Genomic DNA, 14,554 nt, shown 5'->3' on the forward strand with positions numbered 1-14,554 from the left:
TCACCGGGTCCACTCGGCCCACTCGCGCGTGTACACGGAGACGAGCTTCTGGTCGTTCAGCCGGTTGATCGGCGCCTCGACGCGGCCGAGATCGCGGGGGAACCGGAAGAGCTCCGGCAGGCCGCTCGAGTCGAGGTAGCGGAGCCTCGACGGATCGATCCGGAGGGCGCCGGGCGCGGCGAGCCCCTCGCCGCCCGCCAGGATGAAGCCCCACTCGCCGAAGCTCGGCACATAGACGTGGAGCGGCGCGGTCTTGAAGCCGGCCGCCTCGAGCGTCGTCACGACGCTCCAGAACGACTCGCGCGCGTAGTGGGGCGACGTCGCCTGGACGACGGCGAGCCCGCGCACGGAGAGCCGCTGCCGGAGCAGGTGATAGAAGGCGTCCGTGTACAGCTTGCCGACGGCGTAGTTGCCGGGATCGGGGAAGTCGACGATCGCGAGATCGAACGACTCGGTCGACTCCTCGAGGTACTTGAACGCGTCCTCGTTGCGGACGGCGACGCGCGGGTCGCGCAGCGAGCCCTGGTTCAGGTCCACGGCGAGCGGCAGATCGCGGAAGGCGCCGGTGACCGCGCCGTCGAGGTCGACGAGCAGGATCTGCTCGACCGACGGGTAACGGAGCAGCTCGCGCGCGGCGAGCCCGTCGCCGCCGCCGAGGATCAGCGCGCGCCGCGGCTCGCGCCCCAGTGCGGCGACGGCCGGGTGCACGAGCACCTCGTGGTACCGGTGCTCGTCGTCCGACGAGAACTGGAGGTTGCCGTTGAGGAAGAGGCGCGTCGTGCGCGGGCTCCTCGTGATGACGAGGCGCTGGTACGGCGACTGCGCCGCGTAGACGATGGGCGCCCCGAAATAGAGCGCCTCCGAGCGCTCGACGAACCGCGAGACGAGCGCGAAGGCGACCCCGAGCCCGGCGATCACGATCAGGCAGAGCGCCCGCAGCCGGACGATGACGGCGCGATCGAGCGGGAACAGGAACGTGCTCGTGAGCGCGACGGCCGCGTTGAGCATGCCGAAGAACAGGCTCGTCTGGTGGATCCCGAGGCGCGGCAGGAGGAGCGAGGGGAAGAGAAGGCTCGCGGCCAGCGCGCCGATGTAGTCGAGCGTGAGCACGCGCGCGACGAGCCGCTTCAGATCCAGCGAGAAGTTGAGCAGCCGGATGAGCAGCGGGATCTCGAGCCCCACGAGCATCCCGATGAGCAGCACGAGCGAGTAGAGCAGCGCGCGGAACGACCCGAGCGCCGTGTAGACCCGGAAGAGCATCGGCGCGGAGAGCCCCCCGACGAGCGCGAGGCCGAGCTCGATCTCGACGAAGCGCTCGAGGAGCCGGCTCTCGATGTACTGGGAGAGGTACGAGCCGATCCCCATCGCGAACAGGTAAAGGCCGATGACGAAGCTGAACTGCGTCACCGAGTCGCCGAGGACGTAGCTCGCGAGCGTGCCGGTGATGAGCTCGTAGACGAGCCCCGACGTGGCGATGACGAACACGCTCGCGAGGAGCGCCGGGTGCACGAGCCGGGGCAGCGGCTGCGCCGCAGGGAAGTGCGCCTGGGCGTCCCCGGGAGGGGCGCCCCGAGCTCCCGCAGGGCTCTCCTCGATGGCCGGCATCGGCGCGGTCCTAGCACCGCTCGCGCTGGACCACAGCCTGTTCGGGCTCGCCGGCGCACCTTGAAACGCTTCCTCTTCCGTGGTCGAGGCTTCTAGTATGGTGCTCGCGTGAGCACGCCCTTCGACCGAGCAGCCGCGTGCCCCTCCTGCGGCGCGCCGATCACGTTTCGCTTCGCGGGCGCGATGGCGCAGGTGTGCAAGCACTGCAAATTCGTCGTCGCGCGCACCGATCGGGACCTCCGCGCCGTCGGGCGCGTCGCCGACCTGGTCGAGATTCCCACGCCCCTCCAGCTCGGCGTCACCGGGCGCTGGGGCAACGAGCCGTTCGTGGTCGACGGCCGCGTCCAGCTCGATCGGGCCAGCGCGCCGGGCGCGCCCTGGCAGGAGATCTTCATCGCGTTCCCGGCCAGCGGCCGCTGGACGTGGGTCGCGTTCGCCCAGGGGCGCTGGTACGCCACCACCGAGGCGCCGCTCCCGCTGAACGGGCTGCCGCAGTGGAGCTCCCTCCAGCCGGGCGGCCGTGTCCACCTCGAGGGGCACGGCATGTTCACCGTCGTCGAGGTCGGCAGCCGGCGCGTGATCTCGGCCGAAGGAGAGATGCCCCACGTCGCCGCGCCGGGCGTTGTGACGGGCTTCGTCGACATCGCGGGGCCGAGGGGCGAGTTCGGGACGCTCGACTACGGCGACGGGCGGACGATCCCGCCCAAGCTCTACCTGGGCCGGCAGATCGACCCGGCCATCATGCAGCTCGACACCGGGGCCCCTGTGGACCAACCCACGGCGCAGGTGTCGGCCGTCGTGTGCCCGAGCTGCGGCGGCAACCTGCCGCTCGCCGCGCCCGGCACCACGGAGCGCATCGTCTGCCGGTACTGCGGTACGGCGAGTGACCTCACGAAGGGCGCGCTCGTCGCGCTCGGCCAGGTCCCCAGGCCGCCCATGGAGCCGTACGTCCCGCTCGGCGCCGAGGGCCAGCTCCGCGGCACGCGCGTGCTCTGCATCGGCTTCGTCATCCGCGGCTGCACCGTGGAGGGCGAGCGTTACCGCTGGCGCGAGTACCTGCTCTACGGCGGACCGAGCGTTGGCTACCTGTGGCTCATGGAAGAGGACGGGGCCTGGCAGCTCGTGACGCCTCTCTCGCCCGGCGAGGTCCAGCCGATGGGCTCGACGGCGAGCTATCAGGGGCGGACGTATGCGCTCAAGCAGAGCGTCCACGCCGAGGTGGAATACGTCATCGGCGAGTTCTACTGGAAGGTCGAGATCGGCGAGGCGGTGCAGGCCACGGAGTACCAGGGCGAGGGCGGCAAGGTCAGCATCGAGCAGGCCCCGACCGAGGTGAGCGTGTCGTTCTGCTCACCGCTTCCAGGCAAGGAGCTCGCCGCCGCCTTCCACCTGCCACCCCCGCCGAGCCCCTCGTTCGGTGACGGGACGGGCGCCGGAGCCGGCCGGATCGTCGTCATCGTCGTCGTCGTGATCGTCGTCCTCCTCATTCTCATCGCGCTCAGCGACTGCGGTGGGGGTGGCGGCGGCGTCCTCTTCATTCCGAGCGGGGGCGGCAGCCCGAGCTTCGGCGGTGGGAAGTGATCCAGCGTCACGGCTCGATTCGGCTGCGTATGAAATCAACGGCCTGTGCCGGTGCGTCTTTTGCGATCCCGGCTGGTGTCGAGTCGGGCACGTGCAGCACTGGACATATCTATGTCCAGCTCCGTGGAAAGGCGACACCGCGTCGAGCGGAGCGGTCGGATTCGGGCAGATGATGGTCGGTTTCGGGTATCGCCCAGCTCCGGCCACCGTCGGCGATCGAGTAATTTCAATGGGTTACACGCTGGCTCACGGCGGCCCGTGACGTGCAATGTGCCGTCCGACGCCGGCGGTGGGCCGGCGGCGGAGGCCCATGCAAACGGTGAATTCGATCGACCCGCACGCACAGCTGCGCGCGCTCTACATCTCCCTGCTCCGAAACCAGGAGCACTTCGACGAGTTCAAGCAGCTGCTCGCCCTCTACGTCGTCGCGCCCGAGGCAGATGAGGAGCCGGTGGACGCGGCCAGGATCCGCGCGCAGCTCAACGGCCGCATCCGCTCCTGGATCGGCGGCTTCTTCGATGGGCTGAGCGCCTCCCAGGTGCTCCAGTGGCGCGCGATCGTGGTCGAGGAGCGCTTCAACGTGTGCCTGTCGCCCTGGAAGGAGTCGAACGTCTATTGATGCTGCGGCGCAGGCGACAGGCGGGGTTGCACCGCCATCGGCGTACGTCTCACCGGCGCGGCTCTGCCCCGGTGCCATCTACCGGCGCCCGGAGCGCGCCGCGCACCGCGAGCGCCGAGCCCGGCGCGCCGCGCCGGGCGAGGGAGGTGCCCGCGCATGGATGACGCCCTCTGGGTGGACGAGCTCTACAAGGCGTTCTGGCGGACCCTCCCGGGGATGCTGCACGCCGACGCGCAGGGGCTGGCCTACACGCTCGGCCTGTCGCCGTCGCGCGACGTGCCCTGGAGCGCCGTGTTCAGCAACGAGATCACGCTGGCCGCGCCCGCGCTGCTCGCGGAGGCCATGCCGGGCGTCCGCGGGGCCACGGTGCAGGACGCGCTCCTCGCGCACCTGCTCGCCGTCATCGAGGCGTTCGGCACCGATCGCATCAAGGACAAGCAGGTCCGCCCGACCTGGCAGCTCGAGGCCATCCTGGCGCACGCCCGGCGGGCGCGCGACGAGGCGCTCCGCCGCGTCGCGCCAGGGGTCGACGACCCGGCCATCGATTTCGCGCGCGCGGACGACGCGACGCTGTTCGCCATCGAGACCGAGCGCAGCCTCCTCGCGAGCGGCGGGCCCGCCGGCTTCAGCCGCTATTACGCGCTCTCCCTCGGCAAGCAGAGCGTCGGCTTCCCGGCGTCGATCGCCCTCGCGCACGCCGCCGGCTGGACGGCCGAGCGGCGCGAGGTGCTCGCGCGGCTGCTGTCGTCGGTGTGGCTCGGGCTGCAGCTCCACGACGACGTCATGGACTGGCAGGACGACTACCAGCGAGGCGGCGCCTGGGCCGTCGTCCTGGCCTCGGAGCTCCGATCGCGCGCGCACGGAGAGCCCCAGGCCGAGGAGCGCGATCGGGAGCGCGGCTCGGAGCCGCGCCACCGCGGCGCGGTCGCGTACGGGCCGCTCGGCACGCCGCCCTGGGGGATCGCGGTGACGCCGACGGCGCAGAGCGATCCGCCGATCCCCGACGCGCCCTCGTCCCTGCTCCCCGTCCGCCGGATCGTCCTCGAGTCCGGCGTCCTCGCGGCGATGCTCGACGGCGAGCGCCGGTGCTTCCGCGCCGCGCGGCGGCGCGCCGCGGTGCTCGGCGCTCGCCGCGTCGCGGCCTGGGCGGAGGGGAAGGCGGCGCAAGCGCAGGAGCTCGCGCGGTGCGAGGCCGAGAGCCCCGGCTTCGCGAACCGCGCCCACGCGCTCAACGCCTGGGCCAAGGCCGTGCTGGCATGAGCCGCGGCCGCGGCGCGGCCGCGCGAGGAGGGGCGGGCTCTCCGGAGGAGGGGTCCGCGCGCGCGCGTCCGGCGCCCGGTCGCAAGAGCGCGCCGCCTCCGGCGTCGTCCGCCACGCCCAGGGCGCGCCCGCGGCGCCCGCCATGGGACTTCGGCTATGCCCCCGTCCCCACCGCCGCCGGCGACGACGATGATGGTCCTCTTGACATCGTCGTCGCCTCGCGGTGCCCCGTCGCGCCCGACGCGGTCGCCGCGGCGCTCGGGGCGCGCTGGTCCCGGGTCGCGGTCGAGCGGGTCATCGAACGGACGCCCATCTTCTGGCTCCGCGTCCGGTCCCCCGACCCCGGGCGCCGCGCCGACGTCGCCGCGGCGCTCTCGGCCGCGGCGCTGCCGGTGCGCTACGTCGCGTCGGCCCGGCGCCCGAGCGCCGCCGTCGCCCCGCGCTTCGACGCGGCCGCCGGCGCCCCGGCGCGCCCGGAGGGGTGGACCGCGCGCCGCGCGTCGGTCGAGGACGAGCCCGTCACCCCCGGCCGCTGGTTCCTGCGCGACGAGGGCGGCGGGATCGGCGTCGATCGCCGCCGCTGCGGGGGCGGCGCCGGGACGCGCCTCGGGGTCATCGACGACGACGCGTGGACGGCCGACGAGCTCGGCCTCGAGCGCGAGGTGCTCGTCATGATGGAGCAGCCGCCGCGCAGCCAGGCGCACGGCGCGTTCATGGTCGCGTGGGCCGTGGGGGGCCGTCGCCCCGGCGGGTTCCGCGGCGTCGCGCCGGACGCGTCGCCCCGGCTCTACCTGATCCCGAAGCCTGGCTCGTGCGTCCTCGCCCTGCCGGTCGCGATCGTCCGGGCGGTCAGCGACGGCGCCGACGTCGTTGTGTGCGCCGCGTACGTCGAGGGCTCGACGACGCCCATGCTCGACGACGCGCTCGAGTTCGCCGCCCGCCTCGGGCGCCGCGGCCGGGGCTGCCCTGTCGTGTTCCCCACGGGCCGTGAGGCCTCGAGCCCCCCCGAGTCGCTGCACGCGAGCTTCGCGCTCGGGTTCGGCGAGCCCGCGAGCGATCCGCGCGTGTTCTGCGTCGGCCCGGGCGCCCGCGGCGAGGGGTGGTTCCTCTGGCGGGACCGGCGGGGGCGCAGCCGCCCCTTCGCCAACCGCGGCCCGGCGGTGCGGTGGCTCGCGCCGGGGGACGACATCACCTGCCCGCTGCCGTCCGCGTCCAGCGCGACCCCCGCGCTCGAGCGGCTCTGCCACGCCGAGTCGAGCGGGGCCTCGGCCCTCGCCGCGGGCTCGCTGCTCCTCGTCCTGTCGCAGAACCCGTCGCTCCGCCTGCCCGAGCTCGACGCCCTCGTGATGCGCACGCTCGCCCCGGTGCCCCCCGCGGCGCCCGCGTCGGCCGAGCCGATCGCCGACGCGTGGGACGTGCTCCCCGACGGACGCGATCGCGACGGCCACAACGCCAAGCACGGCTACGGCCGCATCGACGCCGGTCGAGCCTGCCTCGCCGCCGGAGATCCCATCGCGCTCGCGCTGGTGTCCGTCGGCGAGGACGGCGCCGCGCGCATCTGGCACGACGCCCGCGCCGAGGGGCCGCTCGTCCGCCGCCTGTACTCGCGCCGCCTCGCGCGCTGGGCGGTCCGGGCGCTGCTCGCCGACCCGAGCCTCTGCCACGGCGTCTGCGCGCTCGTGCGCCACGCCCGCCTCACCGCGGGCGACCCGCGGCGCCGGCGCGCCCACGGCGCCGGCGCCGTGCTGCGGCAGCTCTCGCTCCTCGTCCGCGCCCTCGCCGCGAGCCGCGCGGCGCCGCCGCCCTCGCCGCGCGTGCGGGACGAGATCACCGCCCTGCTCGACCGGCTCGAGCGATCGGCGACCGACGCCGCCGCTGTCGCCGACGTCGAGTCGCGCTTCGGAGCGCTGGCGGACGTCGTGTTCGCGGACGCCACGGACGGCGACGCGCACGAGGGCGCCGCCTGAGCGCGCTGCCGTCCCGCCGCGGGGTGATCCCGCTCTCATCTCCGCGGAAAAACGTAATAATAATTGCGTAGTAGCGCCGCTGGGGCGCCGGGATCGCCGGTGACGGGCGCGTTGCGCCGCGTCCGGCGCGCGAGCCCCGTTGGTTCACCCGGAGTTCCAGCGTATCGTGAGTGGCTGGCGGCGCAATTTGCGCGCCGTCGGCTCTCCCGATGCCAGCTATCGAGAATCGCCGTTGGCTCCTCGCGGTGGTCGTCCTCGCGGCGCTCGTGCTGGGCGGCTCGGGGATGAGGAGCGCTCTGAGCTGGTACGAGCGCCCGTTCCCCGGCGTGCTCGTCGATCCGGACGGCGTTGTCTCGAGCGTGGGCCTGCCGTCCTGGGAGGGCTTCCAGAAGGGCCTCCGGTACCCGGATCGCGTCGTCGAGGTCGACGGCTGGCGCCTCGAGAGCACCGCGGGGCGCTACCGCGCCGGCGCCTGGGACGCCGCGGTCGAGCGGGCGGCGCGCGAGGGGCGCCGCTCCGTGCACGCCCGCGTCGAGACGGCGGAGGGGCTGCGCGACGTCGAGCTCTCCCTCGTCCCCTTCGACGCGCTCGCCTGGTGGTTCTACGCCGGCGGGCTGATGGTCGTCGCCTCGCTCTACGTGGGCGCCGCGCTCATCGCCCTCAGCGCGAGCCCCCACGGCAAGCTCGCCCGCGCCTTCGCGAGCGCCGCGCTGTTCGCCGCGCTCTTCCAGTTCGCGCTGTTCGACTACCACAGCTCGCGCCACCTCGTCCCGTTCTTCCACGTCGCCTACGCGCTCGTCCCGATGAGCTTCTTCACGCTGGCGCTGCGGCTGCCGGACGACGTCCCCCTCATCGCGCGCTACCCCGTCTTCGCGCGGATCGCGCACGGGCTCGGCGGCCTGCTCGCCGCCGCCCTGCTCGCCTCGCACGCCATGGGCTGGACCACCGTCGCGCTCCGGAGCGTCTGCGCGATCCTGTTCGTGGCGTCGTTCTTCTTCTTCGCGACCACGCTGATCCTCCGCTTCGCCGCGGCGGAGGGCGATCGCCGCCGCACGCTGCGCGCGCTGCTCCTCGCGATGGCGCCGCCGCACGTGGTGATCGCCCTCGGCTTCATGCTCGCCATGCTCGGCGCCCCGGCGTCGACGCTCGCGTGGTTCGCGATCCCCGCGCTCGCCCTCACGCCCGTCTCGAGCGTCGTCGCGTTCATCCGCTACGACCTCTGGGGGAGCCGCGCGCTCCTGTCGCGCCCGCTCACGCGCGTCATCATCGCCTGCATGATGGTCGCGCTCACGGTGATCCTCTGCTCCGCGTGCGCGGGGTACGCCGGACTCCCGCTGCTCGGCGCGATCAAGGTCGCGGCGCCGGCCGCCGTCGTCAGCGCGGCGCTCGTCGTGTTCGCGCTCGGCGCCGGCGATCGGAAGCTCTTCCCGGCGCGCGCGGAGTACAAGCCCACCGTCGAGCAGCTCAGCGAGGAGCTGACGCTCGTCGCCGATCCCGACGAGGTCGCCTTCGCGGTCGAGCGCACGGTGGCGCGCTGGCTCTCCTGCGAGCGCGTCACCTTCCGTCGCATCGCCGTCGACGCGGCCGACGGCGCGGACGGCGCCGGCGCCGCGCCCGGCGAGCCGGCGCCGAGGGCGGACGAGTCGAGCGGCGAGCGGGTCATCGAGGTCGAGCCCTCCGAGCCGAGCGCGAGCGCGAGCGAGCTCTCGCTGACCGTCATGTTCCGCGGCCGGCTGCTCGGCGTCCTCGAGGTGGGCAAGAAGCGCGGCGGCGCCCTGTTCACCAGCGAGGATCTCGACCTGCTCCGCACGATCGGCAACCAGGCCGCGCTCGCCATGGCGCACGCCCACAGCTACGCGGAGCTGGAGCGGCGGCGGCGGGAGCAGGCCGCCGCGTGGCGCGACGAGCGCGCGGCGCTCATCGAGACGCTCGCGGCCGAGATCACCCACGAGGTGCGCTACCCGATCAACTTCTTCCGCTCCGTGTTCAAGCGCGGATCGAAGAACCAGAGCCTGGACGCCGAGGAGGTCGACATCGGCTGCGAGGAGGTCGAGCGCCTCGAGCGCCTCGTGATGGGGCTGCGCCGGGTGACGCACAGGAAGCTCGAGCGCCGCCGCCTCGCGGTCGAGGAGCTCGTCGGCCGGGCGGAGATGCTCCTGCGCGATCAGCTCGGCAAGCGGCGGATCGAGGCGCGCGTGAGCGCCGGAGCGAGGCTCCGCTGCGATCCCGATCAGGCCACGCAGGTGCTCGTCAACCTCCTCTCGAACGGCCTCGACGCGGCCGGCGACAAGGGGACGATCGGGGTCGTCTGGGAGACCACCGAGAGCGGCGCCGAGCTCGTCGTGTGGGACACGGGGCCGGGCATCTCGGGGGACGCGTCGCGCCTCTTCGCGCCCTGGTACACGACGAAGCCCCGCGGGACGGGGCTCGGGCTCGCCATCACGCACCGCATCGTCCGGGCCCACGGGTGGTTGATCGAGCCGGAGCGGCGCGACGGCACGACGCGGTTCGTGATCTCGATCCCCGCCGCCGACGTCTCCATGACCGCGGAAGAAGAGGTCGCGTGAAGATCCTGATCGTCGATGATCACCGGAGCGGCCGCCGCACGCTGCGGCAGATCCTGGCCGCGCTCGACGAGGTCGAGGTGCTGGAGGCGGTCGGCCTGGACGACGCGATGGCGGTCGTGGAGCGGAGCGCGCCGGACCTCCTGCTCCTCGACGTGCGCCTGTCGGACGATCCGCGCGACCGCGGCGGCCTGGAGATCCTGCGGCGGGTGCGGGCCTCGGGGCGGAGCACGCCGGCGCTGATGGTCACGTCGGTCAGCGAGCTCTCCGAGATCCGGGAGGCCATGCGGCTCGGCGCGCAGGACTACGTGCTGAAGGACGAGCTCTGCCCGGAGATGCTCCTGCCGATCATCGAGGGGCAGCGCGAGCGGCTGCTCCTGAAGGGCGAGGTGGTGCGGCTCCGCGAGCGGGTCGACCGCACGTTCGGCACGAAGGCGCTCCTCGGCTCGTCCGCGGGGATGGAGCGCGTCCGCCGGATCATCGAGCGGGTCGCCGAGTCGAGCAAGACGGTGCTCATCCGCGGCGAGACCGGCAGCGGCAAGGAGATGGTCGCCCGCGCGCTGCACGAGATGAGCTCGCGCCGCGGCGAGCCGTTCGTCGCGGTGAACTGCTCGGCGCTGCCCGGGACGCTCATCGAGTCGCTCATCTTCGGGCACGAGCGCGGCGCCTTCACCGGCGCCGAGAAGCGCATGCGCGGCCAGCTCGAGCTCGCGGGCGCGGGCACCATCCTGCTCGACGAGATCGCCGAGATGCCCGGCGAGCTCCAGGCGAAGCTCCTGCGCGTCGTCGAGGATCGCCGCTTCCGCCCCCTCGGCGCCGAGTCGGAGATCCCGCTGCGCGCCCGCGTCCTCGCCGCGACCCACGTCGACCTGGAGAAGCGCATCAGCGAGGGGCGCTTCCGCGAGGACCTCTTCTACAGGCTCAACGTCGTCACGGTGCACGTCCCGTCGCTGGCCGAGCGCGACGCCGATCTCATCGAGCTCCTGCTCGCGTTCAGCGCGGAGCTGCCGCGAAAGCTGCGCTACACCGACGACGCGATCGCGTGGCTGGTCCGGCGGCCCTGGCCCGGCAACGTGCGTGAGCTCCGGAACGTGGTCGAGCGGCTGGGGCTGCTCGCGGACGACGATCTCATCGACGTCCCCACGCTCGAGGAGCTCGCGCGCGAGCGGCCGGTCGTGGACGCCACGGCGGAGATCGACCGGCTGGCGCGCGCGCTGCTCGCGCTGCCCGAGCGGCTGGGATCGAAGCTCCGCGTGATCGAGCGCGCCGTCCTGCACCACGCGATCGAGAGCTGCGGCGGCAACAAGGCGGCCGCGGCGCGGCTCATCGGCGTCGATCGGAAGATGCTCGAGCGGCGCTGGGACCGTCACACCGGCGAGGAGCCCCCGAGCAGCCGGCGGATGTCGATGCCGACGCCCATCGCCGCGCGCCACATGGGCGAGGAGCCGCCGAGCAGCCGGCGGCACACGCCCGCGAACGGGACGCGGCACCTGGGCGAGGAGCTGTCGGGCAACCGCAACCACACACCCGTGAACTTGCCGCGGTACGTCGGCGAGGAGGCGCCGAGCACCCGCCGCCAGGTGCCGCCGTCAGACCACGACGACGCCTGAGGGGCGCGGCGCGCCACGTCGGCGGCGTGCTGCGCCGCGCCGCGCTACCGGCGCGGCGCGCGCTACTTCCTGCCGATGCCCGTGTAGACGAACCCCATGCCGCGGAGCTCGTCCGGCTCCCAGATGTTGCGCCCGTCGAAGAGCGCCGGGGAGCTCAGGATGCGCTTCAGCCGGTGGAAGTCCGGGCGCCGGTACTCGTGCCACTCGGTGACGACGACCAGCGCGTCCGCGCCCTCGGCCGCGCCGTACATGCCGTCGCTCAGGAGGATGCGGTTCCCGTAGATGGCGCGCACGTTCGGCATCGCCTGCGGATCGTGCGCCTGGACCGTCGCGCCCGCCTCGAGCAGCGCGTCGATGAGCGTGAGCGCCGGCGCCTCGCGGATGTCGTCCGTCTGCGGCTTGAACGCGAGCCCCCAGACCGCGATCGTCTTCCCCTTCAGCGCGCCGTCGAAGTAGGCGCTCACCTTGCTGGCGAGCAGCCGCTTCTGCCGCGCGTTGATCCGCTCGGTCGCCCGGACGATCTCCAGATCGTGCCCGACGGAGCCCGCGGTGTAGAGGATGGCCGAGAGGTCCTTGGGGAAGCACGACCCGCCGAACCCAGGGCCGGCGAACAGGAACTTCGTGCCGATGCGCGGGTCGGCCCCGACGCCCTTGCGCACGAGCTCGATGTCCGCGCCGACCTTCTCCGCGAGCACGGCCAGGTCGTTCATGAACGAGATGCGCGACGCGAGCAGCGCGTTGGCGGCGTACTTGGTGAGCTCGGCCGAGCGCGCGTCCATGAGCTGGATGCGATCGCTCGCCCGCACGAACGGGTTGTAGAGGTGGCGCAGGATCTCGCGGGCCTTCGGGTCGTCCGATCCGATGATCACGCGGTCGGGCTTCATGAAGTCGTTGACCGCGTCACCCTCCTTGAGGAACTCCGGGTTCGACGCGACAGCGAACGGCTGGGTGGCGTTCGCGCCGATGATCTGCCGGAGCCGGTCCGCCGTCCCGACGGGGACCGTGCTCTTCGTGGCGATCACCTTGAAATTGTTCAGGTTCTTGCCGATCGTCTCGCCGACGGCCTCGACGGCGGAGAGGTCGGCGGAGCCGTCGTCCGCCTGGGGCGTACCGACGGCGATGAAGACGATCTCGGCGTCGCGGATGGCGGCGGCGACGTCTGTGGAGAACCGGAGCCTGCCGTCGCGGGTGTTCTTCGCGATCAGCACGTCGAGGCCGGGCTCGTAGATCGGCACCTCTCCGCGCTTCAGCATCTCGATCTTGGCAGCGGACACGTCGACGCACGCCACGTCATTCCCGAAATCCGCGAACCCCGCGCCGGCGACGAGGCCGACATACCCTGTTCCCACGACGGCAAGCTGCATGGGCGGGACGCTACCACGACCCCGGCGCCGTTCGAGCCGGCAGTCGCACGGAGTGTGGCCTCCGATCGATCTGTCCCGCTCCTCTCGCGTGCGAGCGCGCCGAGCGTTCGCGCTGCCCTTGCCTGCCCGAGCCGAGGGGCTGCCGGGCGCGTGGTGGTCGTGGCGCCGTGGCGCCGCGCGGCTCAGGGGTGGACGAACACCACGGTGCCGGTCAGCGAGCGCGCTGCGCCGTGCCATCCCGGCGGGACGGCCGGCTCGGTCCAGAAGAACAGGCGGCGGGCGTCCTCTGGAGACAGGTTGATGCAGCCGTGGCTCTTGGGCCGGCCGAACTTGTCGTGCCAGTACGCGCCGTGCAGCGCATAGCCCTCCTCGAAGTACTGCACGTAAGGCACGTCGCGCAGCTCGAACTCCTCACCGACGGTGTCCGAGTCCATGGTGCTCGTGACGAACTTCGTGTGAATACGGAAGATCCCGCGCTTGGTCGCGGTGCTGGACTCGTGGTCCTCGAGCCCCGCCTCGCCGCTCGAGATCAGCGTCGCATAGACGGGCTTCGTGCCCTCGTAGGCGACGAGCACCTGCTTCGTGATGTTGACGTCGAGCCACTTCTCGCCGTTCTTGCCCCAGGCAGGCATCTTCTTGGCAGGGTCGATGCGGCCTGCGTGGCGGTCGTCGACCCAGTCGCCGTCCTTCGTCTCGTAGTGCAGCTTGCCGCCGAAGAACTGCTGTTTGCCGGTGAGGGGCACGGCGGAGCGCCACTCGAGCTCTCCGCCGTCGACGAGCTTCTTGCCCTCGACGCGCCATCGCTTGCCGCCGGCGCGGCGCACGAGCGCGAACGGGAAGTCGATGTCCTTGCCGATCTCGACGCCGTGGAACTCGGAGCCGCGGATGGGGCGGAACCTGTCGGCCGGGACGACGCGCAGATCGGTGGTGACGTTGTAGCGCCGGCCCTCGTGGAGGAACGACTCGAGGAAGGCCATCCCGTTGCGCCGCGAGACCTCGTCGATCTTCACGGCGTCGCTCGTCTTGATGAGGCCGGAGAGGTTGGGGGCGCGCCGGCCGTCGCGCAGATACCAGGGGATCTCGCGATCGGTGATGCGCTGCGCGAGCGCGTCGAGCGCGGGCGGGGCGGGCTCGGCGCTCCATTTGAGCCAGACGTCGAGGCCGTAGGTGGCGCCGCTCTCCTCGTCCTTGGCCCAGCGATCGAGGTGCTTCTTGAGGCTCGGCTCGAAGCGCGCGACATCGTCCTCGGTGGGGATGCGCGCGTAGGCCGGGCCGCCGCGCGTGACGGTCCCGTACATGTACGGGAGCTTGTGGGTGACGTCGGGGCGGCGGGCCGTGGCGCGGACGATCTCGTCGTTCAGGTCGAGCGTCGCATCGGGGCCGACGCACACGTACCCGAACGGCTTGATCTTGCGGAAGCCCCCGGGGCAGCCGGACGTGCCGGCGGGCTCGGGATCCGTCTCCACGACCGCGCCGGCGCGCAGGAAGCCGACGGGCTTCGCGTCGGCGCTGGGCCGCGCAAGGACGCGGGTGAGCATCGAGGTGCTGGCGAGCCGCGGGCGGCCCTCGGGGATCGGCGCCGGCGGGGTGGCGACGCCGCCGAGCGAGACGATGGGCGGGCCCTCGGGCAGGCCGGGCGGCGGCTCGTCCTCGGCCGGGGCGGGGGAGGCGGGAGAGGAGCTGGAGGCAGGGCCCTGCGCGGCGGCCTCCTTGGCGCTAGCGCTGCCGGGGGCCTCGAGTGGCGCGTCGGGGGTGCTCCCGGACCGGGGCTGGCCGCAGCCCGAGAGGAGCGCACCGAGGGCGAGGAACGCGAACGCAGGGCGGCGCGCCGCGGGTGAAGCTGCGGCGCGCGGTCGGGGCGGCGTGTCCATGGCGCGGCGACGGTAATGCACGGGAGGGGGAGGAGGGCCAGTTTTTGGCGGCGCGTGTTCTGTGGGCGGTTGGCGCGCCTCTCTCCAGGTCCTGGAGGAATGGCGGCGCCACA

9 protein-coding genes are annotated in these 14,554 nt (G+C 73.0%); 6 read left to right on the forward strand and 3 right to left on the reverse strand.

The genetic code is table 11. From position 1 onward, the window contains the following. The gene (locus tag WMF45_RS16110) at window positions 1-1,605 is read right to left on the reverse strand and encodes a polyamine aminopropyltransferase (protein ID WP_437717770.1); all 1,605 of its coding nucleotides are present in this window, start codon (window positions 1,603-1,605) and stop codon (window positions 1-3) included. A gap of 108 nt (window positions 1,606-1,713) precedes the next feature. On the opposite strand from WMF45_RS16110, the gene WMF45_RS16115 reads away from it, so the two are divergent. The 6 genes from WMF45_RS16115 to WMF45_RS16140 all read left to right on the forward strand — a co-directional run bounded on the left by WMF45_RS16115 (window position 1,714) and on the right by WMF45_RS16140 (window position 11,206). Next, window positions 1,714-3,186 carry a DUF4178 domain-containing protein gene (locus tag WMF45_RS16115; protein WP_437717771.1) on the forward strand — a complete coding sequence of 491 codons (1,473 nt, stop codon included), beginning with the start codon at window positions 1,714-1,716 and terminating at the stop codon, window positions 3,184-3,186. 310 nt (window positions 3,187-3,496) lie between these two features. After that, on the forward strand, window positions 3,497-3,805 hold the full coding sequence (locus WMF45_RS16120) for a hypothetical protein (protein WP_157906673.1): 309 nt from the start codon (window positions 3,497-3,499) through the stop codon (window positions 3,803-3,805). Window positions 3,806-3,961: 156 nt separating this feature from the next. After that, window positions 3,962-5,065, forward strand: a complete 1,104-nt coding sequence (locus WMF45_RS16125) for a hypothetical protein (protein WP_437717772.1) — start codon at window positions 3,962-3,964, stop codon at window positions 5,063-5,065. Continuing rightward, a complete protein-coding gene (locus WMF45_RS16130) occupies window positions 5,062-7,032 on the forward strand; it encodes a S8/S53 family peptidase (RefSeq protein ID WP_437717773.1) in 1,971 nt (656 codons plus the stop codon). The genes WMF45_RS16125 and WMF45_RS16130 overlap by 4 nt, the downstream gene beginning before the upstream one ends. Before the next feature lie 209 nt (window positions 7,033-7,241). After that, window positions 7,242-9,599, forward strand: a complete 2,358-nt coding sequence (locus WMF45_RS16135) for an ATP-binding protein (RefSeq protein WP_437717774.1) — start codon at window positions 7,242-7,244, stop codon at window positions 9,597-9,599. Beyond that, the gene (locus WMF45_RS16140; protein WP_437717775.1) at window positions 9,596-11,206 is read left to right on the forward strand and encodes a sigma-54-dependent transcriptional regulator; all 1,611 of its coding nucleotides are present in this window, start codon (window positions 9,596-9,598) and stop codon (window positions 11,204-11,206) included. Before WMF45_RS16135 ends, WMF45_RS16140 begins: the two co-directional genes overlap by 4 nt. A 62-nt stretch (window positions 11,207-11,268) precedes the next feature. On the opposite strand, the gene WMF45_RS16145 is transcribed toward WMF45_RS16140, so the two are convergent. Together WMF45_RS16145 and WMF45_RS16150 are read right to left on the reverse strand one after the other, a co-directional pair. After that, window positions 11,269-12,570: a UDP-glucose dehydrogenase family protein gene (locus WMF45_RS16145; RefSeq protein WP_437717776.1), complete on the reverse strand. Its 1,302-nt coding sequence runs from the start codon at window positions 12,568-12,570 to the stop codon at window positions 11,269-11,271. A gap of 182 nt (window positions 12,571-12,752) precedes the next feature. Next, entirely contained in the window at window positions 12,753-14,441 is a 1,689-nt protein-coding gene (locus WMF45_RS16150; RefSeq protein WP_437717777.1) for a L,D-transpeptidase, read from the reverse strand. Window positions 14,442-14,554: the final 113 nt, after the last annotated feature.

It is taken from the genome of Sorangium sp. So ce448, assembly GCF_051520915.1.
GTDB lineage: Bacteria > Myxococcota_A > Polyangia > Polyangiales > Polyangiaceae > Sorangium > Sorangium cellulosum_B.